The 25,310-nt window shown below is 68.3% G+C and carries 24 protein-coding genes; 20 read left to right on the top strand and 4 right to left on the bottom strand.

The annotated features are described in order from the left end of the window. The first annotated feature begins 24 nt into the window (after positions 1-24). From AC2S9W_RS01540 to AC2S9W_RS01550, 3 genes are all read left to right on the top strand, one after another. Entirely contained in the window at positions 25-228 is a 204-nt protein-coding gene (locus AC2S9W_RS01540) for a YgaP family membrane protein (RefSeq protein WP_067111344.1), read from the top strand. Beyond that, on the top strand, positions 228-1,490 hold the full coding sequence (locus AC2S9W_RS01545) for a TolC family protein (protein WP_486571544.1): 1,263 nt from the start codon (positions 228-230) through the stop codon (positions 1,488-1,490). The genes AC2S9W_RS01540 and AC2S9W_RS01545 overlap by 1 nt, the downstream gene beginning before the upstream one ends. Positions 1,491-1,569: 79 nt before the next feature. After that, positions 1,570-2,847: an alginate export family protein gene (locus AC2S9W_RS01550; protein WP_148650927.1), complete on the top strand. Its 1,278-nt coding sequence runs from the start codon at positions 1,570-1,572 to the stop codon at positions 2,845-2,847. A 116-nt stretch (positions 2,848-2,963) separates the two neighbouring features. Here the strand turns inward: AC2S9W_RS01550 and AC2S9W_RS01555 are convergent, their stop codons facing one another. Next, on the bottom strand, positions 2,964-3,656 hold the full coding sequence (locus tag AC2S9W_RS01555) for a helix-turn-helix domain-containing protein (RefSeq protein WP_067111353.1): 693 nt from the start codon (positions 3,654-3,656) through the stop codon (positions 2,964-2,966). 209 nt (positions 3,657-3,865) lie between these two features. Between AC2S9W_RS01555 and AC2S9W_RS01560 the strand changes: the two genes are divergently transcribed. Genes AC2S9W_RS01560 through AC2S9W_RS01615 form a run of 12 tightly spaced genes read left to right on the top strand, consistent with a single transcriptional unit; the run spans position 3,866 to position 18,059 of the window. Then, positions 3,866-6,631, top strand: coding sequence for a nitrate/nitrite transporter (locus AC2S9W_RS01560; RefSeq protein WP_199775019.1), 2,766 nt, complete (start codon positions 3,866-3,868; stop codon positions 6,629-6,631). After that, entirely contained in the window at positions 6,628-10,365 is a 3,738-nt protein-coding gene (locus AC2S9W_RS01565; RefSeq protein WP_486571545.1) for a nitrate reductase subunit alpha, read from the top strand. Before AC2S9W_RS01560 ends, AC2S9W_RS01565 begins: the two co-directional genes overlap by 4 nt. Further along, positions 10,362-11,888: a nitrate reductase subunit beta gene (gene narH / locus AC2S9W_RS01570; protein WP_067111361.1), complete on the top strand. Its 1,527-nt coding sequence runs from the start codon at positions 10,362-10,364 to the stop codon at positions 11,886-11,888. Before AC2S9W_RS01565 ends, narH begins: the two co-directional genes overlap by 4 nt. After that, positions 11,888-12,586 carry a nitrate reductase molybdenum cofactor assembly chaperone gene (gene narJ, locus AC2S9W_RS01575; protein WP_486571546.1) on the top strand — a complete coding sequence of 233 codons (699 nt, stop codon included), beginning with the start codon at positions 11,888-11,890 and terminating at the stop codon, positions 12,584-12,586. Before narH ends, narJ begins: the two co-directional genes overlap by 1 nt. 3 nt (positions 12,587-12,589) lie before the next feature. Then, positions 12,590-13,291 (top strand): respiratory nitrate reductase subunit gamma, encoded by a 702-nt coding sequence (narI, locus tag AC2S9W_RS01580; protein WP_486571547.1) that lies wholly within the window; start codon positions 12,590-12,592, stop codon positions 13,289-13,291. Next, a complete protein-coding gene (locus AC2S9W_RS01585) occupies positions 13,284-14,096 on the top strand; it encodes a peptidylprolyl isomerase (RefSeq protein WP_486571548.1) in 813 nt (270 codons plus the stop codon). Before narI ends, AC2S9W_RS01585 begins: the two co-directional genes overlap by 8 nt. After that, complete coding sequence (gene moaA / locus AC2S9W_RS01590; RefSeq protein ID WP_486571549.1) at positions 14,093-15,124, top strand: GTP 3',8-cyclase MoaA; 1,032 nt, start codon at positions 14,093-14,095, stop codon at positions 15,122-15,124. Before AC2S9W_RS01585 ends, moaA begins: the two co-directional genes overlap by 4 nt. Before the next feature lies 1 nt (position 15,125). After that, positions 15,126-15,395: a MoaD/ThiS family protein gene (locus AC2S9W_RS01595; protein WP_076077125.1), complete on the top strand. Its 270-nt coding sequence runs from the start codon at positions 15,126-15,128 to the stop codon at positions 15,393-15,395. Then, positions 15,392-15,865, top strand: coding sequence for a molybdenum cofactor biosynthesis protein MoaE (locus AC2S9W_RS01600; RefSeq protein WP_486571550.1), 474 nt, complete (start codon positions 15,392-15,394; stop codon positions 15,863-15,865). Before AC2S9W_RS01595 ends, AC2S9W_RS01600 begins: the two co-directional genes overlap by 4 nt. Before the next feature lie 3 nt (positions 15,866-15,868). Beyond that, on the top strand, positions 15,869-16,405 hold the full coding sequence (moaB, locus tag AC2S9W_RS01605; RefSeq protein WP_067113827.1) for a molybdenum cofactor biosynthesis protein B: 537 nt from the start codon (positions 15,869-15,871) through the stop codon (positions 16,403-16,405). Next, complete coding sequence (gene moaC, locus AC2S9W_RS01610; RefSeq protein ID WP_082797251.1) at positions 16,402-16,878, top strand: cyclic pyranopterin monophosphate synthase MoaC; 477 nt, start codon at positions 16,402-16,404, stop codon at positions 16,876-16,878. Before moaB ends, moaC begins: the two co-directional genes overlap by 4 nt. Further along, positions 16,875-18,059: a molybdopterin molybdotransferase MoeA gene (locus tag AC2S9W_RS01615; RefSeq protein ID WP_486571551.1), complete on the top strand. Its 1,185-nt coding sequence runs from the start codon at positions 16,875-16,877 to the stop codon at positions 18,057-18,059. The genes moaC and AC2S9W_RS01615 overlap by 4 nt, the downstream gene beginning before the upstream one ends. Here AC2S9W_RS01615 and mobA read toward each other — a convergent pair. Together mobA and AC2S9W_RS01625 are read right to left on the bottom strand one after the other, a co-directional pair. Further along, positions 18,040-18,636 (bottom strand): molybdenum cofactor guanylyltransferase, encoded by a 597-nt coding sequence (mobA, locus tag AC2S9W_RS01620; RefSeq protein WP_486571552.1) that lies wholly within the window; start codon positions 18,634-18,636, stop codon positions 18,040-18,042. The two genes, AC2S9W_RS01615 and mobA, sit on opposite strands and share 20 nt — an antisense overlap. A gap of 196 nt (positions 18,637-18,832) precedes the next feature. After that, positions 18,833-19,030, bottom strand: a complete 198-nt coding sequence (locus AC2S9W_RS01625) for a hypothetical protein (protein ID WP_067186266.1) — start codon at positions 19,028-19,030, stop codon at positions 18,833-18,835. Between the two features lie 58 nt (positions 19,031-19,088). Here AC2S9W_RS01625 and ubiT point away from each other — a divergent pair, with 58 nt between their 5' ends. The 4 genes from ubiT to AC2S9W_RS01645 all read left to right on the top strand — a co-directional run bounded on the left by ubiT (position 19,089) and on the right by AC2S9W_RS01645 (position 22,434). After that, positions 19,089-19,619 (top strand): ubiquinone anaerobic biosynthesis accessory factor UbiT, encoded by a 531-nt coding sequence (gene ubiT / locus AC2S9W_RS01630; protein ID WP_082737365.1) that lies wholly within the window; start codon positions 19,089-19,091, stop codon positions 19,617-19,619. Continuing rightward, positions 19,616-20,617: a ubiquinone anaerobic biosynthesis protein UbiU gene (ubiU, locus tag AC2S9W_RS01635; protein ID WP_067186268.1), complete on the top strand. Its 1,002-nt coding sequence runs from the start codon at positions 19,616-19,618 to the stop codon at positions 20,615-20,617. The genes ubiT and ubiU overlap by 4 nt, the downstream gene beginning before the upstream one ends. A 5-nt stretch (positions 20,618-20,622) precedes the next feature. Beyond that, the gene (ubiV, locus tag AC2S9W_RS01640; RefSeq protein WP_237234036.1) at positions 20,623-21,549 is read left to right on the top strand and encodes a ubiquinone anaerobic biosynthesis protein UbiV; all 927 of its coding nucleotides are present in this window, start codon (positions 20,623-20,625) and stop codon (positions 21,547-21,549) included. Positions 21,550-21,711: 162 nt separating this feature from the next. Continuing rightward, a complete protein-coding gene (locus tag AC2S9W_RS01645) occupies positions 21,712-22,434 on the top strand; it encodes a cyclic nucleotide-binding domain-containing protein (protein ID WP_067186272.1) in 723 nt (240 codons plus the stop codon). A gap of 53 nt (positions 22,435-22,487) precedes the next feature. Here the strand turns inward: AC2S9W_RS01645 and AC2S9W_RS01650 are convergent, their stop codons facing one another. After that, a complete protein-coding gene (locus AC2S9W_RS01650) occupies positions 22,488-24,713 on the bottom strand; it encodes an adenosylcobalamin-dependent ribonucleoside-diphosphate reductase (RefSeq protein WP_067108158.1) in 2,226 nt (741 codons plus the stop codon). Between the two features lie 181 nt (positions 24,714-24,894). On the opposite strand from AC2S9W_RS01650, the gene AC2S9W_RS01655 reads away from it, so the two are divergent. Beyond that, the gene (locus AC2S9W_RS01655; RefSeq protein ID WP_486571553.1) at positions 24,895-25,308 is read left to right on the top strand and encodes a hypothetical protein; all 414 of its coding nucleotides are present in this window, start codon (positions 24,895-24,897) and stop codon (positions 25,306-25,308) included. Positions 25,309-25,310: the final 2 nt, after the last annotated feature.

A 25,310-nucleotide genomic window follows, 5' to 3' on the forward strand; every position in this document is an offset into this window, starting at 1 on the left:
GTCCGCAAAAGAAGGAGTGCAAAGATGACCCTCGACCGTGCCGTGATGGCGTTCGCCGGATGCGTCGTGCTGATCGGCGTCGCCCTGTCGCTCACCGTGCATCCGTGGTGGATCGCGCTGACGGCCTTCGCCGGCCTCAACATGCTCCAGGCGAGCCTTACCGGCTTCTGCCCTGCCGCCCGGCTGTTCAAGGCGTTCGGCGTGCGTCCGGGGGCCGCCTTCCGGTGATGTCCGTGCGGTCGATCGCCCTCCCCACGCTGGCCGGCCTGCTCGCGAGCGTCGCCATGCCTGCGCAGGCGACGACGCTGCAAGAAGCGATCGCGGCCGCCATGACCCACGCGCCCGAGATCGAGGCTGCGCGCGCCGATGCCGACGCCGCCGACGCGCGCATTGCCGAGGCCAAGGGTCACGGCCTGCCCAGCGCGGTGCTGAGCGGGACGATCGGCCAGGGGCGGCTCGACCCACAGGGCTATTTCGGCCTTCCGGCGGCGACCGTCACTCCGCGCGCCGCGCAGCTCGTCATCGAGCAGCCGCTGTTCACGGGCGGCCGGGTCGGCGCGGGGATCGCGCAGGCGAAGGCGGGCAGCGAGGCCGCGCGCGCCGGCGAGGCGATGACCCGCAGCCGGATCGTCGTCGATACGGTCCGCGCCTATGGCGACGTACTGACGGCGCGGCACATGATCGCGCTCTACGAACAGATGGTCGGGCAGATGGAGGAAATCCAGCGTCACGCCCGGCTTCGTTTCGCTGCCGGCGAAAGCCCCAACACCGACGTCGCCCAGGCCGCCGCGCGCCTCGCCGAGGCGCAGGCGGCGCTCGAACGCGCGCGCGGCCTTGCCGTCTCGGCGGACGCGCGCTTCGCCAACCTGACCGGTCTTGCGCCGCAGAACCTGCGGCCGCTTCCGGCGAATCCGGCGATGCCCGCGTCGCTCGACGAGACCCTCGACAGTGCGCGCGCGAACAACCCCGCCCTTATTCAGGCCGAGGCGGCGCTGGAGGCCGCGCGCGCGGCGGCGCGGGGTGCACGCGCCGAACGCTTGCCCACGGTCGGAGCCTTCGCCGAAGGATCGACGCTGCGCGACCAGTTCTTCCCCGACTACCGCGCCGACGGCGCCACGGTCGGCGTGCGCGCGCGCTGGCAATTGTTCGCCGGCGGGCGCGTCGCGGCGAAGATCGCCGAATCGGACGGCGCCGTCCGGGCGGCCGACGCCCGGGTCCGCGCGGCGCGGTCCGCCGTCGACGAACAGACGATCGGCGCGTTTCAGGATGTTCGGACCGCCGAACTGGTCGAAGCCGCCGCCGCCCGGCAGCGGCTCGCCGCCGACCAGGCGCGCGAAAGCGTCCGCCACGAGGTTCGGGTGGGCATGAAACCCCAGCTCGACTGGCTCGACGCCGAGCGCGAGGCAACCGCGGCGGCGGTTGGCGAGGTCGTGACACAGGCCGACCGTATCGTCGCCGCCTACCGCCTCCTCGCGCTGATCGGACGCTGAGACGGGTCCGGGTCGATATTCCCGACCGCAATTGACGGATATCAATTCCTAAAGCGCGCGAAGGTGCAAGAGCGCCGCCATGATACAGAACCGATCCGCATCCTCATCCCTGATCTGGCGCCATGGACTGGCGATGGTCCTGATCGGATCGGTCACGCCATGGTCGAGCGCCGCGGCACAGGGCACGTCCGCGCCATCGGCGCCCGCGGTATCGCCCGCCTCGCCCGACCCGATCACCCCCTATCTGCACGCCCGCTATCGCCTCGAAACGGTCGATCAGGCGGACATCGCCCAGTCGGCCACAGCATCCACGCTGCGGCTGCGCGCCGGGCTGCGCACCGCGGTCTGGAACGGGCTGAGCGCGTTGGTCGAGGGCGAGGCGGTCGTGCGACTCGGCCCCAGGGATTATAACGACACGGTCAACGGCCGCACCGCCTATCCGGCCGTGCCCGACCCGACCGACGTCCTGCTCAACCAGGCCTATGTGCGCTGGCAGCCGGCGCGGGAACTCGACGTCGTCGCCGGACGGCAGACCGTCAATCTCGACAACCAGCGCTGGGTCGGCAGCGTCGACTGGCGCCAGAACGACCAGACGCTCGACGCGGTGCGGGTCGGGATCGCACCCGCGGCGGGCGCGCGGATCGACTATGTGCACAGCTGGCGGGTCAACCGCGTGTTCGGGCCCGATTCGCCGCAGGGAATCTGGCGCGATTCGAACATCCACCTGTTGCGCGGCTCGGCGACGGTGCCGACCGCCGGCACGTTGACCGCCTATGGCTATTGGCTCGACCTGCCCGCCGCGCCCGCCCTGTCGTCACGCACGCTGGGCGTCCGCTTCGCGGGCGATCATGCCATGGACGGCGGCGTCAAGCTGTATATGGCCGGCGAATATGCGCATCAGCGAAGCCATGGCGCCAATCCGCGCCGCATCGGCCACGACTATTGGCTGATCGAGCCGGGCCTCGGGGTCGGGCCGGTCGTCGCGCGCGTCGGCTATGAACGGCTGGAGGGCGACGGCACGACGGCGCTTCAGACCCCGCTCGCCACGCTGCATGCGTTCAACGGCTGGACCGACCGCTTCCTGACGACGCCCGCCGACGGTCTGCGCGACCTGTATGGCGATCTGCAATGGCGTCTGGGTCCGGTGTTCACCGATGCGCCGGCGACGCTGCGTTTGCAGTGGCACGATTTCAACGCGACGCACGGCGGCCGAAACTACGGTCGCGAAGCCGGGGCGTGGCTGACCGTGCCGGTGACGCGGCGGATCACGACCTCTTTCAAGCTGTCGCATTACGATGCGCAGCGATTCGCCAGCGACACCACCAAGGCGTGGCTGTCGATCGAGGCGCGTTATTAGAGACAGGCCCAGCCGGCACGATATTCCCCTTCCCCTTCAGGGGAGCGGGCGGGGTGGGGTCCTTCGGCCTATTGCGATCCCACCCCAATTCCTTCGCACCTTGCGCGACCCGATAGTCACTGGTCGTCGATGACCATGTCGGGCCGCGCAAGGGCGGTGAGCTTCGCGCGATCGACGATCCGCACCGTCGGTCCGTTGATCAGCGCCCCATGATCGGCCAGCGCGCCGCAGGCGCGCGACAGATTTTCCGGCGCCATGCCGAGCAGCGAGGCAATCACGCGCTTTTCGGCCGGCAGGGTGAATTGGGCCGCACCGCCCTGCGCCTTGCTTTCCAGCAACAGGAAATTGGCGAGGCGTTCGAGCGTCTGCCGGACCTTCATGTCGGTGAGGGCGCGAATCACGGTGCGATAGCGCAATGCGATTTCGGTCAGCGCGCTCTGCGCGAATGCGCTGTCGCGGACGATGGCGTCGCGCAGCAGCGAGGACGGGATCATCAATATGCGCGACGCCGACAACGTCCGCGCGGACATCAGATAGCGCTGATCGGTATAGGCCGCGGCCAGGATGAAGCTCGAAACCGGCCGCACCAGCTGAACCGTGACCTCGCGTCCCGCGCTCGCGGTATAGAGTTCCACCAGCCCGTCGACGAGGATATGCAGGAAATCGGCGCGCGCGCCAACCTCGAACAGACGAAGGGCGGGCGGAAACACCTGAAGGAAGGCGGCGGCAAAGACCGAATCGCGTAATTCGGGCTGCATCGCCGCAAACATCGGCAGGGTCGCGATTTCAGGGATTTCTTCGCTGCGCATCACCCTCGGCTACGTAGATGATTGCGCAATGTCAATCATTCGATTGACTATTATCACCCTATTTTCAGCTTTCGACGAAGTCTGGATTGCGCCGCATCAGGCGGGGGCGATTTTACCGCTGATGCCGACGAAGTTTGACGCAGGTCAACGGCGCTTTTCGGCCCCGTCGGCATGGGTACGGCCACCATATGCCCGAAGGGGAAAATAAAGTGGCATCGACAGCACAGGTGCAACCGACCCGAAGCCAGCAGAACGGCGCGCTGACGCTCAGCACCGTCGCCTTCACTGTGTGTTTCGCGGTGTGGACGATCTTCGCGATCGTCGGCATCGAGATCAAGAGGGAGCTCGGCCTCAGCGAGACCCAGTTCGGCCTGCTCATCGGCACGCCGATCCTGACCGGGTCGCTGGTGCGCGTCTTTCTGGGCGTGTGGACCGACCAGTTCGGCGGCCGGATCGTCTTTCCGCTGACCATGCTGGCATCGGCGGGGGCGACCTTCCTGTTGTCGCACGCCGCAACCTATCCGCTGATGCTGCTCGCCGCGCTGGGGATGGGTGTCGCGGGCGGCGGCTTCTCGGTCGGCGTCGCCTATGTGTCCAAATGGTATCCGCCCGAAAAACAGGGGTCGGCGCTCGGTATCTTCGGAATGGGGAACGTCGGGGCGGCAGTCACCAAATTCTTCGCGCCCTGGGTGATGGTCGCGCTCGGCTGGCAGGCTGTGGCGCAGTTCTGGGCGGCGGGGCTCGCCGCGGTCGCGGTGCTGTTCTTCCTGTTCGCGAAGGACGACCCGGCGCTCGCGGCCCGGCGACGCAGCGGCACTCCGCCGCGTTCGTTCCGGGAACAGCTCGCCCCGCTCAAGAATGAGCAGATCTGGCGCTTCTCGCTCTATTACTTCTTCGTCTTCGGCGCGTTCGTCGCGCTGGCGCTGTGGCTGCCCGAATATCTGATGGGAGTCTACGGCGTCGACGTGAAGGTCGCCGGCATGCTGGCGGCCGCCTTCTCGCTGTCCGCTTCGGTCTTCCGGGCCTATGGCGGCATGCTGTCCGATCGCTTCGGCGCCCGGCGCGTCATGTACATGACCTTCGGCATGTCGCTGGTGCTGCTGTTCATGCTCTCCTATCCGGCGACCGACTATACGGTTCACGGCATCCACGGCGACATCCGCTTCTCGACTTCGATGGGGCTCGTCCCCTTCGTGGTCGTGATCTTCATCCTCGGCTTCTTCATGTCGCTCGGCAAGGCGGCGGTCTACAAGCATATCCCCGTCTATTATCCCGACCATGTCGGCTCGGTCGGCGGTCTCGTCGGCATGATCGGCGGGCTGGGCGGGTTCGTGCTGCCGATCGTCTTCGGCGCCGTCAGCGACCTGACCGGCATCTGGACGAGCTGCTTCGTCGTGCTGTTCCTGCTGGTGGCGGTCGCCTTCATCTGGATGCACACGGCGGTCCGCCAGATGGAGCGCGAAGCCGCCGAAGCGACCACCCTGCCGCCTTTCCCCGAACTGGCGAAGGTCCATGCCGAGCGCGTCAAGGCGCAGCAGGCCGTTCACGCCGCGACCGGCTCGCCGCGTGTGCTCAAGGAGTGGCAGCCCGAAGACCCCGCCTTCTGGAAGGAGGTCGGCCAGAAAGTGGCGCACCGCAACCTATGGCTTTCCGTGCCCGCGCTGCTGCTGGCGTTCGCGGTGTGGATGGTCTGGTCGGTGGTCGTGGCAAAGCTGCCGCTGATCGGTTTCAACTACACCACCGACCAGCTCTTCTGGCTCGCGGCGCTTCCCGGCCTGTCGGGCGCGACCTTCCGCATCTTCTACAGCTTCATGGTGCCGATCTTCGGCGGCCGGCTGTGGACGACGCTGAGCACGGCATCGCTGCTGATCCCCGCGTTCGGGATCGGCTATGCGGTGCAGAATCCCGCGACGCCCTATTTCATCTTCCTGGTGCTGGCGCTGCTGTGCGGCTTCGGCGGGGGCAATTTCGCTTCTTCGATGGCGAATATCGGTTTCTTCTTTCCCAAGGCGCAGAAGGGCAGCGCGCTGGCCGTCAACGCGGGCCTCGGCAATCTGGGCGTGTCGGTGATGCAGTTCGGCGTCCCGCTCGTCATTACCGCGGGGGTGTTCGGCGCGCTCGGCGGCACGCCGCAGATCGCCACGGACGGCAGCCAGCTCTGGCTCCAGAACGCGGGCTTCATCTGGGTGCCCTTCATCATCGCCTCGACGATCCTCACCTGGCTGGGGATGAACGACATCGCCGACGCGAAGGCGAGCTTCGCCGAGCAGGCGGTGATCTTCCAGCGCAAGCACAACTGGCTGATGAGCTGGCTCTATACCGGCACGTTCGGGTCGTTCATCGGCTTTTCCGCAGGCCTTCCCCTGCTCGCCAAGCATCAGTTCCCCGATATCGACGTCCTGAAGTTCGTCTTCCTCGGCCCACTCGTCGGTGCGATCAGTCGTGCGGCGACCGGCTGGATTTCCGACCGCTGGGGCGGCGCACGGGTCACCTTGTGGGTGTTCCTGCTGATGATGGCCGGCGTCGTCGGCGTGATCTATGCGCTCGAAGCCGAAAGCTGGTGGGGTTTCCTCGGCATGTTCGTGTTCATGTTCGCTGTCACCGGGGTGGGCAACGCCTCCACCTTCCAGATGATCCCCAACATCATGCGGCTGGAGGTGCCGCGCCTGATGCCGCATCTGTCCGCAGCCGACCAACTGCGGCAGGCGGAGAAGGAATCGGCGGCGATCGTCGGCTTTACCTCCGCCATCGCGGCCTATGGCGCCTTCTTCATCCCCAAGAGCTTCGGCTCCTCCATTTCGGCGACGGGGTCGCCGCTGGCGGCGCTGATCGGCTTCCTCGCCTTCTATGCGAGTTGCGCCGCGCTGACCTGGTTCGTCTACACGCGGCGCGGCGGACTGCTGTATGATATCGAGCGGGGACGCGTTCCCGCCCCCGTCGCCCCATCCACCCTCACCCAGGGAGTTTCCGCATGAGCCAGCTGCTCGACCGCCTGACCTTCTTCCGCAAGACGAAGCAAAGCTTTGCCGACGGGCACGGCGTCACCACCAATCAGAGCCGCGACTGGGAGGACGGCTATCGCAAGCGCTGGCAGCACGACAAGATCGTGCGCTCGACGCACGGCGTGAACTGCACCGGCTCCTGTTCGTGGAAGATCTACGTCAAGGGCGGGATCATCACCTGGGAAACGCAGCAGACCGACTATCCGCGCACGCGGCCCGACCTGCCCAACCACGAACCGCGCGGCTGCCCGCGCGGGGCAAGTTACAGCTGGTACATCTATTCGGCGCAGCGCCTGAAATATCCGATGGTGCGCTCGCGCCTGCTCAAGCTGTGGCGCACGGCGCGCGCGATCCGCACGCCGGTCGCCGCCTGGGCGTCGATCGTCGAGGATCCGGCGAAGCGCAAGAGCTACACCGCGATCCGCGGCCATGGCGGCTTCGTCCGGTCGACCTGGGACGAGGTGAACGAGATCATCGCCGCCGCCAACGCCTATACGGTCAAGGCCCACGGTCCCGACCGCGTCGTCGGCTTTTCGCCGATCCCGGCGATGTCGATGGTCTCCTATGCCGCGGGCGCGCGCTATCTGTCGCTGCTCGGCGGCACCTGCCTCAGCTTCTACGACTGGTACTGCGACCTGCCGCCGTCCAGCCCACAGACCTGGGGCGAGCAGACTGACGTCCCCGAAAGCGCCGACTGGTACAACGCCGGTTTCCTGATGATGTGGGGCTCCAACGTGCCGCAGACACGCACGCCCGACGCCCATTTCATGACCGAGGCGCGCTACCGCGGCACCAAGGTCGCCGTCGTCTCCCCCGATTATGCCGAGGCGACCAAGTTCGCCGACCTCTGGCTCAATCCCAAGCAGGGCACCGACGCCGCGCTGGCGATGGCGATGGGGCATGTCATCCTGCGCGAATTCCACCTCGACCGGCAGGCCGAATATTTCGAGGACTACTGCCGCAAATATTCGGACATGCCGATGCTGGTCCGGCTTGTGCCCGGCAAGGGCGGGCTGGTCCCCGAACGGCTGGTGCGCGCATCCGATTTCGCCGATGCGCTCGGCGAGGCCAACAACCCCGAATGGAAGACGGTGGCGATCGACGCCAACACCGGCCGACCGGTGGCACCGCTCGGCTCGGCGGGCTTCCGCTGGGGTGAGCAGGGCAAGTGGAACCTCGAGGAAAAGGACGGACGGGGCGCGGACACGAACCTGCGCATGACCGCGATCCTCGATAGCGATCACGACGATGTCGTCGATGTCGCCTTTCCCTATTTCGGCAACCGCGAGCATGACCATTTCAAGGGCACCGAGCATTCAGACGTGCTGCCCCGCCGCGTGCCGGTGCGCGAAATGGCGCTGAAGGACGGCAAGGCCTATGTCGCCACGGTGTTCGACCTGTTTTGCGCGAATTATGGCCTCGACCGGGGGCTGGGCGGCGCGAATGTCGCGCGCGATTATGCGGAAAACATGCCCTACACGCCCGCGTGGGCGGAGCGGATCACCGGCGTGCCCGCCGACCAGATCATCACCATCGCGCGCGAATTCGCGCACAATGCGGAGATCACCAGGGGCAAGTCGATGGTGATCCTGGGGGCCGGCCTGAACCACTGGTACCACATGGACATGAACTATCGCGGCATCATCAACATGCTGGTGATGTGCGGGTGCGTCGGCCAGTCCGGCGGCGGCTGGTCGCACTATGTCGGGCAGGAGAAGCTGCGGCCGCAGACGGGCTGGACCGCGCTCGCCTTCGCGCTCGACTGGAACCGGCCGCCGCGCCACATGAACGGCACCAGCTTCTTCTATGCCCACACCGACCAGTGGCGCTACGAGACGCTGGACGTCGGGGAGATATTGTCCCCCACCGCGCCGGAGGGCGACTGGGACGCGAGCCTGATCGACTACAACGTCCGCGCCGAGCGCATGGGCTGGCTCCCGTCCGCGCCGCAGCTCAAGACCAATTCGCTGGACGTGGGCAAGGCGGTCAGGGCGTCGGGCAAGGAGGCGAAGGATTATGTCGCCGCGGCGCTGAAATCGGGCGAGCTGGAACTGTCCTGCCTCGACCCCGACAATCCGGCCAACTGGCCGCGCAACATGTTCGTCTGGCGCTCGAACCTGCTCGGCTCGTCGGGCAAGGGGCACGAATATTTCCTGAAGCACCTGCTGGGCACCGCGCACGGCGTCCAGGGCAAGGACCTGGGCGAGGCCGGCCGGCAGAAGCCCAAGGAAGTCGTGTGGCGCGACGAGGCGCCGCAGGGCAAGCTGGACCTGCTGGTCACGCTGGATTTCCGCATGTCGACGACCTGCGTCTATTCGGACATCGTGCTGCCGACCGCGAGCTGGTATGAAAAGGACGACCTCAACACGTCCGACATGCACCCGTTCATCCACCCGCTGTCCGCCGCGGTCGATCCGGTGTGGGAATCGCGCAGCGACTGGGAAATCTACAAGGGCATCGCCAAGCGATTCTCCGAGGTCGCGCCGGAGGTGCTGGGGGTCGAGCACGACGTGGTGCTGACCCCCATCCAGCACGACAGCCCCAACGAGATCGCGCAGCCCTTCGACGTCGCCGACTGGGGCAAGGGCGAAATCGAGCCCATCCCCGGCAAGACGATGGCGACCGTCGCGCTGGTCGAGCGCGACTATCCCAATCTCCACAAGCGCTTCACGTCGCTCGGCCCGCTGATGGAGAAGCTGGGCAACGGCGGCAAAGGCATCGGCTGGAACACCGACCACGAGGTCGAGAATCTGCGGGCGCTGAACGGCGCGGTGCTCGACGAAGGCGTGTCGAAGGGCCTGCCGCGGATCGACACCGCGATCGACGCGGCCGAGGTGATCCTGATGCTCGCGCCCGAAACCAACGGCGAGGTCGCGGTGAAGGCCTGGGGCGCGCTGTCGCAGAACACCGGGCGCGACCACACCCATCTGGCGCTGCCCAAGGAAGAGGAGAAGATCCGGTTCCGCGACATCCAGGCGCAACCGCGCAAGATCATCTCCTCCCCCACATGGTCGGGGCTGGAGAGCGAGCATGTCTGCTACAACGCCGGCTATACAAACGTCCACGAACTGATTCCGTGGCGGACGCTGACCGGGCGGCAGCAGCTGTATCAGGATCACAAGTGGATGCGCGCCTTCGGCGAAGGCTTCTGCGTCTATCGCCCGCCCATCGACACCAAGGCGGTGAAGCCGATGATCGACGAGGCGAAGGATGCGCCGCACGTCATCCTCAACTTCATCACCCCGCACCAGAAATGGGGCATCCATTCGACCTACACCGACAATCTGCTGATGCTGACGCTGTCGCGCGGCGGGCCGATCGTGTGGATGAGCGAGGTCGACGCCGCCAAGGCGGGGCTGGTCGACAACGACTGGGTGGAGGTTTTCAACAGCAACGGGGCGCTCGTCGCGCGCGTCGTCGTCTCGCAGCGCATGAAGGAGGGCACGCTGTTCATGTATCACGCGCAGGAGAAGATCGTGAACGTCCCCGGATCGCCGCTGACCGGACAGCGCGGCGGCATCCATAATTCGGTGACGCGCGCGGTCCTGAAGCCCACGCACATGATCGGCGGCTATGCCCATCTGGCCTATGGCTTCAACTATTATGGAACGGTCGGGTCCAACCGCGACGAATATGTGATCGTCCGCAAATTGCAGAAGGTCGACTGGCTCGAAGGGGCCCTCGCCGAAGGGGAGACGGTAGCATGAAGATTCGCGCCCAGATCGGCAAGGTGCTCAACCTCGACAAGTGCATCGGCTGCCACACCTGTTCGGTGACGTGCAAGAATGTGTGGACCAGCCGCGAAGGCATGGAATATGCCTGGTTCAACAACGTCGAGACCAAGCCCGGCATCGGCTATCCCAAGGACTGGGAGAATCAGAAGCGCTGGAACGGCGGCTGGGTCCGCACCGCGGGCGGTTCGATCCGCCCGCGCATGGGCGGCAAGTGGCGGTTGCTGGCCAAGATTTTCGCCAACCCAGACCTGCCCGAGATCGACGATTATTACGAGCCCTTCACCTTCGACTATGCCCACCTCCAGCAGGCGGGCGAAAGCAAGGCCTTCCCCACCGCGCGGCCGCGCAGCCTGATTTCGGGCGAGCGGATGGAAAAGGTGAAATGGGGCCCAAACTGGGAAGAGATATTGGGCGGCGAATTCGCGAAGCGGTCGGAGGATTACAACTTCGAGGGCGTCCAGAAGGAAATCTACGGCCAGTTCGAGAACACCTTCATGATGTATCTGCCGCGATTGTGCGAGCACTGTCTCAACCCGACGTGCGTCGCGGCCTGCCCGTCGGGCGCGATCTACAAGCGCGAGGAGGACGGCATCGTCCTGATCGACCAGGAGGCATGCCGCGGCTGGCGCATGTGCGTGTCGGGCTGTCCCTACAAGAAGATCTATTACAACTGGAAAACCGGCAAGTCGGAGAAGTGCATCTTCTGCTATCCGCGCATCGAGGCGGGACAGCCGACGGTCTGTTCCGAAACCTGCGTCGGGCGCATCCGCTATCTGGGCGTGATGCTCTATGACGCCGACCGCATCGAAGAAGCGGCGAGCGTCGAGGACGTCGAGGACCTCTATCAGGCGCAGCTCGACATCTTCCTCGATCCCCACGATCCGGCGGTGATCGAACAGGCGCGCAAGGACGGCGTCCCCGAAGCGTGGCTGGAGGCGGCGCGCCATTCGCCCGTCTACAAGATGGCGATGGAATGGAAGGTCGCCTTTCCGCTCCATCCCGAATATCGCACGCTGCCGATGGTCTGGTACGTGCCGCCGCTGTCGCCGATCAACTCGGCGGCGACCGCGGGGCAGATTTCGGTCAACAACGGCATGCCCGACGTCCGGTCGCTGCGCATCCCGCTCAAATATCTCGCCAACCTGCTGACCGCGGGCGACGAGGAGCCGATCGCGCGTTGCCTCGAACGGATGCTCGCCATGCGCGGCTACATGCGCGCGAAGACCGTCGAGGGCGTGCGGAACGAGGGCATCGCCTCGGCCGTCGGCCTGACCGGCGCGCAGATCGAGGAGATGTACAAGGTGATGGCGCTGGCGGACTATGAGGACCGTTTCGTCATTCCGACGGGCCACCGCGAGGATGCCGAGGACATGTTCGACGAGCGCGGATCGTGCGGTTTTTCGTTCGGCAATGGCTGTTCGAGCGGGACCAGCGAGACGAACCTGTTCGGCGCCCCGGCGCGCAAGAAGCTGCAAACGCCGACGGAGGTGTTCTGATGCGCGCGCTGCACCTCTTGTCGCTGCTGCTGCAATATCCGACGCCCGAACTGCAGGCCGTCTGCGGCGAGATCCGCGAGCGGCTGGCGGCCGACGCGGACCTGCCGCCGGACACCGTCCGCCAGCTCCATCCGCTGCTGACCCGGCTGGCCGCGAGCGACATCTATGCCGCGCAGGAAGCCTATGTCGAGCTGTTCGACCGCGGCCGGGCGCACAGCCTGCACCTGTTCGAGCATGTCCACGGCGAAAGCCGCGACCGCGGCCAAGCGATGGTCGACCTGCGCGAACGCTATCTGAGCGCGGGGCTGGAGCCGACGGGGAACGAGCTGCCCGACTATCTGCCGCTCTTCCTCGATTATTGCTCGACGCTGCCGCCCGAGGCGGCGCGCGAGGCGCTGGCCGAACCGGGGGTTGTCCTGGTCGCGCTGGCGGCACGGCTGGCCGAGCGCGAGTCGGACTATGCGCCGCTGCTCGCGCTGCTCTGCGACATCGCCGGCGTCGAGCAGGACGAGGACGCGCAGAAGGCGCTGTCGCCCGTCGACGACCCCGCCGACCTGGAGGCGCTCGACCGGCAATGGGCCGAAGAGGAAATCCGCTTCACCGCCGACGCCGCGCCCGACCCCAATGCCCCCTGCCCGCAGGTGGGCGGCATGCTGGACCGCATGCTTTCGTCCGCCCCGACGCCAGCAAGGAATTGAGCCATGGAAGCCTTTCTCAACAATCTGTTTTACGGCATCTATCCCTATATCGCGCTGGCGGTGCTGGCGATCGGCTCGATCATCCGGTTCGACCGCGAGCCCTATAGCTGGCGGTCGGGGTCGAGCCAGCTGCTGCGGCGCCGGCAGCTGATGTGGGGATCGGTGCTGTTCCATGTCGGGGTGCTGTTCATCTTCTTCGGCCATCTGATCGGCCTGCTCACGCCGATCGCGCTGTTCGATGCGCTCGGTATCAGCCACGGCGCGAAGCAGTTGCTGGCGATCGTCGCCGGCGGTGTCGCCGGGGTGATGGCGATCGTCGGCGCGACGATGCTGATCCACCGCCGCTTCTTCGATCCGCGCGTGCGCAAGGCATCGAATTTCAGCGACAATATGGTCATCCTGCTGCTGTGGATCCAGCTGGCGCTCGGCCTCGCCACCATCCCGCTGTCGGCGGGGCACCTCGACGGCAGCGAGATGGTCAAGTTCATGAACTGGGCGCAGGGCATCTTCACCTTCCGCGCGGGCGCCGCCGACTACATCGCCGACGTGCACCCGATCTTCAAGGCGCACCTGTTCCTGGGGCTGACGATCCTGCTGATCTTCCCCTTCACCCGCCTCGTCCACATGCTGTCCGCGCCGGTGCGCTATCTGTGGCGCGGCGGCTATCAGATCGTCCGGTCGCGGCGGAGCATGAGCCATGGCTGACACACTAGAACGCGCCGCGGTGCGGGTCGGCGGGGTGGAAATCCCGGTCGCCGCGATCGCCGCCGAAGCGCAGAACCACCCGGCGCAGGACGCCGACAGCGCGTGGACGGCGGCCGCCGAAGCGCTCGTCATCCGCCAGCTGCTGCTCGACGAGGCCGACCGCCAGGGCATCGTGGCCGACGAGCGCACCGACGCCGACGGCCGCACGCTGGCCGAGGAGGACGCCCGCATCGACGCGCTGCTGGCCGGCGCGGTGCGCGTCCCCCAGGCGACCAGCGTGGAGGCGCGCCGCTATTACGACCGCCACCGCGACCGCTTCGCCAGCGAGACGTTGATCGAGGCGGAGCATATCCTGCTGTCGGCCGACCCCGCCGATTCCTTCGCCTATGGGCTGGCGGTCGGCGACGCCCGGATGCTGATCCGCAAGATCGAGGCCGATCCCGCCTGCTTCGCCGCGTTGGCGCGCGAGCATTCCGCCTGCCCGTCGAAGGCGCAGGGCGGCAACCTCGGCCAGATCGGGCGCGGCCAGACGGTGCCCGCGTTCGAGCAGGCATTGTTCGGCCTTGGCGAAGGCGAATTGTGCCGCGAGCCCGTGCGCTCCCCCTATGGCGTGCATGTGGTGCGGGCCGGGCGGCGGATCGACGGGCAGCAGCTTCCCTTCGATGCGGTCGAGGCGACGATCCGCGACTATCTGGAGGAAGCGAGCACGCGCCGCGCCATGGCGCAATATCTGTCCATCATCGCCAGCGAAACGACGGTCGAGGGCGTCGCGCTGCCGATGGCCGACGGGCCGCTGGTGCAGTGACGATCGAGCGCATCCGCGACCGGCTGACCACGGCGCCGGACGGCGACCGCGGCCTGACCGACGCCATCGGGCGCCGGTTCGAATATCTGCGCCTGTCGCTGACCGACGTCTGCAACTTTCGCTGCACCTATTGCCTGCCCGACGGCTATCGCAAGCGGCACGGGCGCCCGGCCGACCTGTCGGTGACGGAGATGCGGCGCGCGGTCGACGCCTTCGCCCGGCTCGGGCTGTGGAAGGTGCGGCTGACCGGCGGCGAGCCGACGCTGCGCCCCGATTTCGAGGATGCGGCGCGCGCGATCGCGGCGGTGCCCGGCATCCGCCGGATCGCGATGACCACCAACGGCTATCGGCTCGCGGACCGCGCCGCCGCGTGGCGCGACGCGGGGGTGAGCGCGATCAACATCAGCGTCGACTCGCTCGATCCGGCCCGCTTCGCCGCGATCACCGGGCACGACCGGCTGGCCGAGGTGCTGCGCGGCATCGAGGCCGCGCGCGCGGCGGGGTTCGACAGCATCAAGATCAACGCGGTGCTGATGCGCGGGGTCAACGACGACGAACTGGCGGCGATGACCGACTTCATCGCCGAGCGCGACCTGTCGCTGCGCTTCATCGAGGTGATGCGCACCAACGACAACACCGCTTTCTTCAAGGCGCGCCACCTCGCCGGCCAGACGGTGATCGACCGGCTGGAGCAGGCCGGCTGGCGGCGGCTGCCGCGCGCGGCGGGCGCCGGGCCGGCGGTCGAATATGCGCACCCCGCCTCGCGCGGCCGGATCGGCATCATCGCGCCCTATGCCCGGGACTTCTGCGCCAGCTGCAACCGCCTGCGCATTGCGTCCGACGGCAAGCTGCATCTGTGCCTGTTCGGCGACGGGGGGCTCGACCTGCGGCCGCTTTTGCAGCAGGATGCCGACGCGGAGGCGCTGATCGAACGCATCCGCGCGCTCACCGCCACCAAGGCGCCGGCGCACCGGCTGCACCAGAACAACAGCGGCGCGACGCCGCACCTCGCATCCATCGGGGGCTGACATGACGGACGGAAAGGAAGCCCGGTTGCAGATCGAACTGTGCGGACGGCTGGCCGACCCCTGCGGGCGGGTCGTCGAGATCGCCGTTCCCGATGCGGGCCTGTCGGTGACGGCGATGCTCGCCGCGCTTGAGCAAACACATCCCGCGCTGCGGCAGCCGCTGGCGCGCGGCCGCATCCGCGCCTGCATCAACGAGGTCGTGGCGCCGCGCGACGCATGGGTCGCGCCCGGCGACCTCGTGGCGCTCTTCCCGCCGGTATCGGGCGGATGACCGGCGCGGTCGAACTGACGCCGGACGCGATCGACCCGGCGGCGCGGCTGGCGGCATTCACGGCCTCGCTCTCCGGCGAGGGCGCGGTCGTCAGCTTCACCGGCCACGCGCGCGCCGCGGCAAAGGACGGCGCGCCGCTCGCCTCGCTGGTGCTGGAAAGCTATCGCGGCGTGACGCTCGCCTCGATGCGGGCGATCGCGGCCGACGCGCGGGCGCGCTTTCGCATCACTCGCAGCCTCGTCGTGCACCGGGCGGGGCGCATCCTGCCCGGCGAGGCGATCGTCTTCGTCGCCACCGCCGCCGCGCACCGCCGCGCCGCCTTCGAGGCGGCGGACTATCTGATGGACCGGCTGAAGACCGAGGCGGTGTTCTGGAAGCGCGAGGAGGCGCCCGAGGGAAGCCGCTGGATCGAACCCACCGACGCCGACCTTTCGGCCGTCGCGCGCTGGGAAGCCGCAACATGGGAATGACGCATGCCCGGAATTGACGACAGCCTGACCTTCCACCCGCTGCATATCGCGGTGCTGACCGTGTCGGATACGCGCACGATGGAGACCGACACCTCCGGCGCGCTGCTCGCCGAGCGGCTGACGGCGGCCGGCCACAAGCTCGCCGCGCGCGCCATCGTCACCGACGAGGTGCAGGCGATCCGCGACCGGATGGCGGCGTGGATCGCCGACCCCGGCATCGACATCATCGTCAGCACCGGCGGCACCGGCTTCACGCCGCGCGACGTGACGCCCGAGGCGGTGATGCCGCTGCTGCGCCGGGTGATGGACGGGTTCAGCGTCGTCTTCCACCAGGCGAGCATGACAACCATCGGCGTATCGACGCTGCAATCGCGCGCCTTCGCGGGCCAGGCGGACGATACCTTCATCTTCTGCGTGCCCGGTTCGACCGGCGCCTGCCGCGATGCGTGGGACCTCGTGCTCGCCGCGGAGTTCGACAGCCGCCACCGTCCCTGTTCGATCGCCGGACAGGTGCCGCGCCTCGCCGGACTGTGCGCATGAACGACCTGTCGCACATCGATGCCGCCGGGCGCGCGCGCATGGTCGACGTCGGCGACAAGCCGGTGACGACGCGCCGGGCCGAGAGCCGGGGCGAACTCCTCTGCGCGCCGGCGACGCTCGACAAGGTGCGCGCCGGCGAAACGCCCAAGGGCAGCGTCATCGCCACCGCCGAACTGGCCGGGGTCATGGCCGCCAAGCGCACCGCCGAGCTGATCCCGCTGTGCCATCCGCTCGCGCTGTCGCAGGTGCTGGTGGAGATTGCCATCGACGACAGCCTGCCCGGCTTCAGCATCCGGGCGGAGGTGCGCACCAGCGGGCAGACCGGGGTGGAGATGGAAGCGCTGACCGCCGTTTCGGTCGCCGCGCTGACCCTGTTCGACATGCTGAAGGCGGTCGACAAGACGATGACGATCGAGGCGATCCGGGTGACGGCGAAGGATGGCGGGCGATCGGGCGCGATGCGCAAGCCATGACGGGTTTCGACGACGCGGTGGCGCGCATCGCGCGCGAGGTCCGGCCGCTCGCCGCCGAGCGGGTCGATCTGGCCGAAGCGGCGGGTCGCACGCTGGCCAAGCCGCTGCACGCGCGCGCCGCCGCGCCGCGCCGGGCGGTCGCCGCGATGGACGGCTATGCGATCGTCGACGCGGGCATGCAGCCGGGGGCGCCGCTGCGCGTGATCGGCGAATCGCGTGCCGGGGCGGGGTTCGCGGGGCGCGTCGCGCCGGGCGAGGCGGTGCGCATCTTCACCGGCGCGCCGATGCCCGACGGCGCCGACCGCTGCATCATGCAGGAATATGCCGGGCGCGAAGGCGACAGCGTCATCTTCGCCGAAGGATACGGCCCCGGCTGGCACGTGCGCGCGGCGGGAAGCGATTTCGCGGCGGGGGTGCTGCTGCTCGACGCCGGCACGGAACTGACGCCGCGCGCGATGATCGCCGCCGCCGCGGCCGACACCGCGCAGGTGGCGGTGATCCGGCAGCCGCGCGTCGCGATCGTCGGCACCGGCGACGAACTGGCGCCGCCGGGCAGCGCGCTGGAGCGCGAGGATGCGATTCCCGAAAGCGTGACCTTCGGCGTCATGGCGATGGCGCAGGCACAGGGCGCGCTGGTCGTGAGCCGCGCGACGGGCGTCGACGACCTGCCGACGCTCGAGGCGCTGGCCGACCGCGCGCTCGATCAGGCCGACGTGGTGATCGTCACGGGCGGCGCATCGGTGGGCGAACGCGATTTCGCCAAACCGATGTTCGCGCCGCACGGGCTGGACCTGTTGTTCGCCAAGGTCGCGATCAAGCCCGGCAAGCCCGTGTGGCTGGGCCGGGCGCGCGGCCGATGGGTGCTGGGCCTGCCGGGCAATCCGACGTCGGCGATGGTCACGGCGCGGCTGTTCCTGGTGCCGCTGCTCGCGCAGTTGCAGGCGCGCGGCGTCGAGCGGGCGCTACGCTGGCGGACGCTTCCGCTCGCCGCCCCGCTCCCCGCGACGGGCTCGCGCGAAACCTTCGCGCGCGCGCGATGGGACGAGGCGGGCCTGACGCCGCTCGGCAATCAGGACAGCGGCGCGCAGGCGGCGCTCGCCGTCGCCGACTGCCTGATCCGCTGCCCGCCGGACCAGGCGGCGCTGGAGCCCGGCGCACCGGTCAGCGCGCTGGCGTTATGATCCGCGCTTCGGCCGCCGCCAGTGCCGCCGCATCGTTGATGTTCGCGAAGGGATCGGGCCCGGCGGCGTCCCACGCCACTTCGGCCATCCCGACCTCTCCGGCAAAGCGCCGCAACGACTGGCCGCCGCGCGCGACATAGGCGTCGAGCGCGCCGCTGTCGGGTCGCCACAGCGCGGCGGTGGGATGCAGGCGCCCGCGGCTGACGGGAAGCGCGGCGCCGTGGCCGTCCAGCGCCGACGACAGGCGTTCAACCAGATCGTCGGGCAGGAAGGGCATGTCGCAGCCGATCATCAGCACGGCGGGGCGGCGCTGCGCGCGCGCATGATCGAACGCGCTCGCCAGCGCGCTGATCGGCCCGATATCGCGGTGACCGTCGAACAGGAGCGGACAGCCGGTGCCCCAATCGCCGTCGCCGGGCCGCACCGCCAGCGCGACCGCATCGCCGTGGCGGCGCGCCCACGCCACCGCATGGTCGATCAGCCGCAGCCCGCCGAGCATCCGCGCAGGCTTGCCGCCGCCGATGCGCGCGCCATCCCCGCCCGCCGCGATCACGATGGCGGGACGCTCAAAGGCCAAGGGACGGGACGGCGGCAAGAGGCATGGGAGCGGCGATCACCCTGCGATCCTTCCACGCCCGGTCGGAGCGGTCAACGGCGCGTGGGCCACGGTGGTGGGTTCAGTGGAATCCGTCGTCATTCCCCCATCCGTCACGCTGAACTTGTTTCAGCATCCACGGTCCGCCTTTTCGGTTTACGCGGTGCTTGTCGCGGGGTCAGATCAGGGATTCCGTCAGGCAAGTAAGGAGCTGTTCCCCGGCGAAAGCCGGGGTCCAGATGGCATAGTGCTGCGCCGCGTGGACCCCGGCTTTCGCCGGGGAACGGTTGCCTGTCGAAAAGGGATAATTGCCAAACAGGTTCAGCATGACGAGGGATAGCGGTGGCCCGCGCAAACCCGCTTCGCCGCCCGCCATATGCGAGCCGCTTGATCCATGTCACTCCGGGTGTCGCGCGGCGTGATAGGCGTGCCGCATGTTGATCGCGCCCACCCTTCCCCCGCGCCGGCGGTTCGAGCCGCTTCGGTCGCCTCCGCCCTCGCCGATACGGGTGATGATCCAGCCGATCCTGAACCGGATCGTCCGCGACGTCACGCGCACGCTTCCCGAACTGTTCGAGCGGCTCGGCCCGCATCGGCACAGCCGATTCCTGATCGACGCCCGCGACCTGCCCTTCGTGCTGCTGCTGCGGCCGGACCCCGACCGGCCGGAACTGGTCGCCTGGCCGCGCCGCGCCGAGCCGCCGCACGACACGCGCATATCGGGCCGCCTCCGCGACCTGTTGGGTCTGATCGACGCCCAGCGCGACGGCGACGCGCTCTTCTTCTCGCGCGACCTCGACATCGGCGGCGATCTGGAGGCGGTGGTGTGCCTGCGCAACGCGATCGACGATGTCGAGGGGTCGATCGCGGACCGGGTGGCCGACGCGCTGGGACCGGCCAGCCGGATCGCCTGGGCGTTGCTGCGCCGGCGCCACGCCCGGCCGAACCGCGGGGGCGGCCGATGACCGGCAGCCCGGAGCTCATCTGTCCGGCGGGAACCCCCGCGACGCTGCGCGCGGCGGTCGATGCCGGGGCGGACGCCGTCTATTGCGGCTTCCAGAATGCGACCAACGCGCGCAACTTCTCCGGCCTCAACTTCACGCCCGATGAGATGCAGGCGGCGGTCGGCTATGCCCATGCCAGGGGCGCGAAAGTGCTGCTCGCGCTCAACACCTTTCCCCCGGCGGGCCGGTTCGACCTGTGGAAGCAGGCGGCCGACGACGGGGCGGCGATGGGCATCGACGCCTTCATCGTCGCCGACATCGGGGTGGCGGCCTATCTGGCCGATCATCATCCCGGCTGCCGATTGCACCTGTCTGTGCAGGCGGCCGCCTCCAGCCCCGAGGCGATCCGTTATTATTGCGAGCGGTTCGGCGTCCGGCGCGTCGTGCTGCCCCGCATCCTGACGGTGCCCGAAATCCGCCAGCTCAAGTCCGAGATTCCGTGCGAGATAGAGACGTTCGTGTTCGGCAATCACGGCCTGATGGTCGAGGGCCGGTGCAGCCTCACCAACTATGCCGTCGGCCGCTCGACCAACATGGACGGGGTGTGTTCCCCGGCTTCGGAAGTCCACTATCAGCGGGCGGAGAACGGCGCCCTCACCGCGCAGCTGGGCTGTCACGTCATCGACCGCTTCGAGGCCGGGCAGCAGGCGGGTTATCCGACGATCTGCAAGGGGCGGTATCGCGCGCCGGTGCGCGACGATCCCTATTACGCCTTCGAGGAGCCCGTCAGCCTGAATCTGATGGACATGCTGCCCAGCCTGATCGGCGCGGGCGTCGATGCCTTCAAGATCGAGGGGCGGCAGCGGTCGCGCGCCTATGTCGGCGCGGTGGTCGGCGCCTTTCGCGCCGCGATCGACGCGGTGATGGCCGGGCAGACGCCGCCATCCGCCGACCTGATCGCGCTGACCGAGGGGCAGAAGCAGACCCACGGCGCCTTTGCGACCAAGAAATGGCGGTGACGGCGATGTCCACGGCGAAACTGACCCTCGGCCCGATCCTGTTCCACTGGGATGCGGACCGGAAGCGCGATTTCTATGCCCGGATCGCGGACGAGGCCCCGATCGACACCGTCTATCTGGGCGAGGTCGTCTGTTCGAAGCGCAGCCCCTTTTTCGACCGCCACTATCCCGAGGTGATCGAGCGGCTCGAACGCGCGGGCAAGCAGGTCGTGCTGTCGACGCTGGCGGAGGTGGTGCTGCCGCGCGAACGCCGGGCGATCACCGAATTGTGCGCGCAGACCGATTATCCGGTCGAGGTCAACAACGCCGCCGGCCTGTCCGCGGCGAGTGGTCGGCCGCACCGCATCGGGCCGATGATGAACGTCTACAACGAACGCTCGATGGCGTATCTCGCGCGCGCCGGGGCGGCGCATTTCACCCTGCCCGCGGAACTGCCGCGCGGCGCGGCCGAGGGGCTGGCGCGGACCGCCGCCGACCTCGGCGCAGCGACCGAGGTGCAGGTGTTCGGGCGCGCGTCGCTGGCGGTTTCGGCCCGCTGCTACCACGCGCGCGCGCACCGGCGCACCAAGGACGATTGCCAGTTCGTCTGCGGCGAAGACCCCGACGGCATGCCGCTGCGCACCCTCGACGGCCAGGCCATGCTGGCGATCAACGGCATCCAGACCCTGTCGCACAGCTATGTCAACCTGATCGCCGAGCTGGACGAGATGCGGGCGATGGGCATCGACCATTACCGCCTGATGCCGCACGGCGTCGACATGGTGGCGGTGGCGACGATCTTCGCCGACCGCGCCGCCGGGCGCACCGATGCCGCGCAGGCGGCCGAGCGGATCGAGGCCCTCGATATCGGGGCGCCCTTTTCCAACGGATTCTGGCACGGAATCGCCGGGCATCGCTATTGGCCGGCCCGGCTGCACGCCGCCTCGACCTGACGAAAAGGCGGCGACGGGAAAGAGCGAAAACGACCGGCGCGGAGCGTCCGGGCGGCCGCGCATCCTGCACTTGATTCATATCAATCGGACAGCGATTTGCGATTGCGAAAGCCGGCCCGTTGGGCGAGCGGCAGGGAGAAACATGCCGCGGGAAAGCCGATCATGACGAAGCGCGCGATGCTGTCGAAGGACCACCCCTGCCGCAGTTGCGACGTCAGCGCCGAGGCCCTGTGCCGCGCGCTGGATGTCGAGACGCTGGCCGATTTCCGCAACCAGGGGGGCCGGCTGCACCTGACCGCCGGGCAGACGCTGTTCCACCAGGGCGACCCCGCCGACTGCGTGTTCAGCCTGACCAGCGGCGTCGTCAAGCTTTACGCGATCCTGTCGGACGGACGCAGGCAGATCGTCGCCTTTCTGTTCCCCGGCGATTTCGTCGGCTTCGAGACGCAGCAAAGCCACGGCTTCGCGGCCGAGGCGATCGGCGACACGACCCTGTGCCGCGTCCTGAAGCGGCGGTTCGAATGGTTCGTCGATCACTATCCGGCGCTGGCCGAGGCGCGCTATCGGCGCGCGACCGCCGAACTGGCCATCGCGCAGGAAAGGATGGTGACGCTCGGCCGCCAGACCGCGGCGGAACGGCTGGCGGGCTTTCTGTCGGATATTCAGCGCCGCGCCGGATTCCGCGGCCGCGACGGGGCGAATCTGGTTCCGCTGCCGATGAGCCGGGGCGACATCGCCGACTATCTGGGGCTGACCAAGGAAACGGTGAGCCGCGAACTCACTAACCTGCGCAAGGCGCGGGTCATCCGCTCGCATTCGCTGACGCTGATCGAGATTCTCGACCCACGCGGGATCGGCGCGCTGGCCTGCGGCATCGCCGCCTGACCCCGACCGCAGGCCCCGCGTGACGCTCCGCGCGGGGCGTCAGGCCCGGCCGGTCAGCCGCATCGCGAATAGCCGCACTCGAGGCATTTGTCGCAGCCTTCGGTGCGCTGCACCGCCGCCGCGCTGCATTGCGGACAGATCGCGGGAACCGCGACCCGCGCTTTGGCCGGGGCGCCGTCGACCGGGTCGGGGCGCGGCCCCTCGCGGCCGCTCAGCGCCTCCAGATGCCGCTCGAACAGGTCGCCGATCGCCGCGAGGAGGGACGGAACGTAACGGCCCCCCATCCACGCTCCGCCCCGCGGATCGAACACCGCCTTCAGTTCCTCTGCGACGAAGGCGATGTCGCCGCCGCGGCGCAGCACCGCGGATATCATCCGGGTGAGCCCCAGCGTCCATGCATAATGCTCCATATTCTTGGAATTGATGAAGATCTCGAACGGGCGCCGCGTCCCGCCGCTGTCGATGTCGTTGATCGTGACATAGACGGCATGGGCGCTGTCGGGCCATTTGATCTTGTAGGTCGTACCATGGAGCGATTCGGGGCGCGGCTGCAATTCGGCCTCGGCCGCGGGCGCGGCGGGCGCCGCCGGGGCGACGCTCAGCACCGATCCGGTCGTGTCGTTCGGGCGATAGGTCGTCAGCCCCTTGCAGCCGAGCAGATAGCCCTCCGAATAGATGTCGACGAAGGCCTCGAAATCGATGTCCTCGGGGCAGTTGACGGTCTTGGAGATCGAACTGTCGATGAAGGGCTGCGCCGCCGCCTGCATCGCCAGATGATCCGACGGGTCGAGCGACTGCGCGCTGACGAACAGCGCGTCGGGCGGCGCCTCGTCGCCCTTCACCTGCTTCCACACGCGATAGCCGTGGTCCTCCACCGCCTCCTCGCGCGTCGAGCCATCGGCCTGACGGACCTTGCGGCTGTAGCTGTAGGCGAAGACCGGTTCGATGCCCGAAGAGACGTTGCCCGCGAGCAGCGACGTGGTGCCGGTGGGCGCGATCGAGGTGAGGCAGCCGTTGCGCAGGCCGTTTTCCGCGACCAGCGTGCGGGTCGCCTCGTCGAGCGAGCGCAGGTTCGGCCGGTCGAGGATCGCCGGATCGTAGAGCGGGAACCGCCCCTTTTCCGCCGCCAGATGCGCGCTCGCGCGATAGGCGGCCTGCTTGATGGTGCCCAGCCAACGCTGCGTCAGCGCGATCGCGTCGGCCGAGCCATAAACGGTGTTGCAGAACAGCAGCGCGTCGGCGAGCCCGGTGACGCCGAGGCCGATGCGACGCTTCGCCTTCGCCTCGGCCTCCTGCTGCGGCAGCGGATAGCGCGAGATGTCGATCACATTGTCGAGGAAGCGGACCGCGGTCGCGGTCAGCGCCGACAATTCCTCCTCGTCGAGCGCGGCATGCGCCGAAAAGGGCTGCGGGACCAGCCGGGCGAGGTTGATCGAGCCGAGCAGGCAGGCGCCATAGGCGGGCAGCATCTGTTCGCCGCACGGGTTGCTCGCCAGGATATCCTCGCAATAGGCGAGATTGTTCTGCTGGTTCACTCGGTCGATGAAGATGACCCCCGGTTCGGCGACGTCGTAGGTCGCCTGCATCAGCCGCCGCCACAGGTCGCGCGCGCCGACCGTGCGATGCACCGCGCCGCCGAAGGCGAGCGGCCATTCGCCGTCGCAGGCGAGCGCCTTCATGAAGGCGTCGCTGACCAGCACCGACAGGTTGAAATTGCGGAAGCGCGCGGGGTCGCGCTTGGCGTCGATGAACGCCTCTATGTCGGGATGGTCGATGCGCAGGCACCCCATCATCGCGCCGCGCCGCTGGCCCGCGGCCATGATGGTGCCGCACATCGCGTTCCAGCTGTCCATGAAGCTGAGCGGCCCCGAAGCCTGCGCGCCGACGCCGCGAACCGCCGCGCCGGCGGGGCGGATGGACGAGAAGTCCATGCCGACCCCCCCGCCCTGCTGCATCGTCACCGCCGCCTCGCGCAGATGCGCGAAGATACCGTCGAGGTCGTCGGGAATCGCCCCCATCACGAAACAGTTGAACAGCGTCACGTTGCGCGCCGTCCCCGCCCCGGCCAGGATACGGCCGGCGGGAATGAAACGGAAATCGGTCAGCGCCTCCAGAAACTCCCGCTCGCGGCGCGCCTGTTCGGCCGGCACCTCGTTCGCGGCGATGGCGCGGGCGACGCGCGTCCATGTCGCCTGCACGCTGTCGTCGCCGCCACCCTCGGTCGGCTGGAAGCGATATTTCTTGGTCCAGATCTGCTCTGCCAGTGATGTGTCGAACATGCCGCATTCGCCCCTTGGCTGTTGGAAGCGAAGAGTAGGATGTTTCGCTCCGGCCGAAATTGATCCAGCGCACTTCCGACATAAAAAGCGGCGAGCGCGCCGCCGGCGTACCGTTTCTTATTGCGAATCGTTCGCAAATATTATATCGGGAACGGACACCCCAGCAAAGGAAGGCAAGGCCATGGCTGCGCTTCGTCCGGTTTCCCCGATCGCCGACCTGTCCGATCCCCAAGCGTCGCTCGTCCCGGCGGCGCTGCGATGCTGGCGCGCGGCGCGCGATGCCGGCGCGCCGGTGCAGCAGCGCCTGCACAAGCTGTTGGCGCCGGCGCGCGGCGCGATGCTTGCCCCGGCATTCGACAGCCTGCTGATGCTGTACGAACTGGCGCTCGGCCGCCGCCTCTTCGCGGGCCAGTCGGCGGCCTTGTCCGCGGACGAGCGAATGCTGCTCGGCCTGCTCGACGGGGCAGGCGATCGCGGCGCGCGGTTCGCCGATACGGGGGCCGTGGCCGCGATGCTCGACAGTGCGGTGCGTTCGACCCGCGTGCTGCTGGCGCGGGCGCGCCGGGGTATCGGCGGAGCCGCCCTTCCCTGCTGATC

This window comes from Sphingopyxis sp. 550B (assembly GCF_057401805.1).

Coding starts and splice junctions, on each gene's coding strand:
- AC2S9W_RS01540 (WP_067111344.1), top strand. CDS start 25: ATGACCCTCGACCGTGCCGTGATGGCGTTCGCCGGATGCGTCGTGCTG.
- AC2S9W_RS01545 (WP_486571544.1), top strand. CDS start 228: ATGTCCGTGCGGTCGATCGCCCTCCCCACGCTGGCCGGCCTGCTCGCG.
- AC2S9W_RS01550 (WP_148650927.1), top strand. CDS start 1,570: ATGATACAGAACCGATCCGCATCCTCATCCCTGATCTGGCGCCATGGA.
- AC2S9W_RS01555 (WP_067111353.1), bottom strand. CDS start 3,656: ATGCGCAGCGAAGAAATCCCTGAAATCGCGACCCTGCCGATGTTTGCG.
- AC2S9W_RS01565 (WP_486571545.1), top strand. CDS start 6,628: ATGAGCCAGCTGCTCGACCGCCTGACCTTCTTCCGCAAGACGAAGCAA.
- narH (WP_067111361.1), top strand. CDS start 10,362: ATGAAGATTCGCGCCCAGATCGGCAAGGTGCTCAACCTCGACAAGTGC.
- narJ (WP_486571546.1), top strand. CDS start 11,888: ATGCGCGCGCTGCACCTCTTGTCGCTGCTGCTGCAATATCCGACGCCC.
- narI (WP_486571547.1), top strand. CDS start 12,590: ATGGAAGCCTTTCTCAACAATCTGTTTTACGGCATCTATCCCTATATC.
- AC2S9W_RS01585 (WP_486571548.1), top strand. CDS start 13,284: ATGGCTGACACACTAGAACGCGCCGCGGTGCGGGTCGGCGGGGTGGAA.
- AC2S9W_RS01595 (WP_076077125.1), top strand. CDS start 15,126: ATGACGGACGGAAAGGAAGCCCGGTTGCAGATCGAACTGTGCGGACGG.
- AC2S9W_RS01600 (WP_486571550.1), top strand. CDS start 15,392: ATGACCGGCGCGGTCGAACTGACGCCGGACGCGATCGACCCGGCGGCG.
- moaB (WP_067113827.1), top strand. CDS start 15,869: ATGCCCGGAATTGACGACAGCCTGACCTTCCACCCGCTGCATATCGCG.
- moaC (WP_082797251.1), top strand. CDS start 16,402: ATGAACGACCTGTCGCACATCGATGCCGCCGGGCGCGCGCGCATGGTC.
- AC2S9W_RS01615 (WP_486571551.1), top strand. CDS start 16,875: ATGACGGGTTTCGACGACGCGGTGGCGCGCATCGCGCGCGAGGTCCGG.
- AC2S9W_RS01625 (WP_067186266.1), bottom strand. CDS start 19,030: ATGGCGGGCGGCGAAGCGGGTTTGCGCGGGCCACCGCTATCCCTCGTC.
- ubiT (WP_082737365.1), top strand. CDS start 19,089: ATGTTGATCGCGCCCACCCTTCCCCCGCGCCGGCGGTTCGAGCCGCTT.
- ubiU (WP_067186268.1), top strand. CDS start 19,616: ATGACCGGCAGCCCGGAGCTCATCTGTCCGGCGGGAACCCCCGCGACG.
- ubiV (WP_237234036.1), top strand. CDS start 20,623: ATGTCCACGGCGAAACTGACCCTCGGCCCGATCCTGTTCCACTGGGAT.
- AC2S9W_RS01645 (WP_067186272.1), top strand. CDS start 21,712: ATGACGAAGCGCGCGATGCTGTCGAAGGACCACCCCTGCCGCAGTTGC.
- AC2S9W_RS01650 (WP_067108158.1), bottom strand. CDS start 24,713: ATGTTCGACACATCACTGGCAGAGCAGATCTGGACCAAGAAATATCGC.
- AC2S9W_RS01655 (WP_486571553.1), top strand. CDS start 24,895: ATGGCTGCGCTTCGTCCGGTTTCCCCGATCGCCGACCTGTCCGATCCC.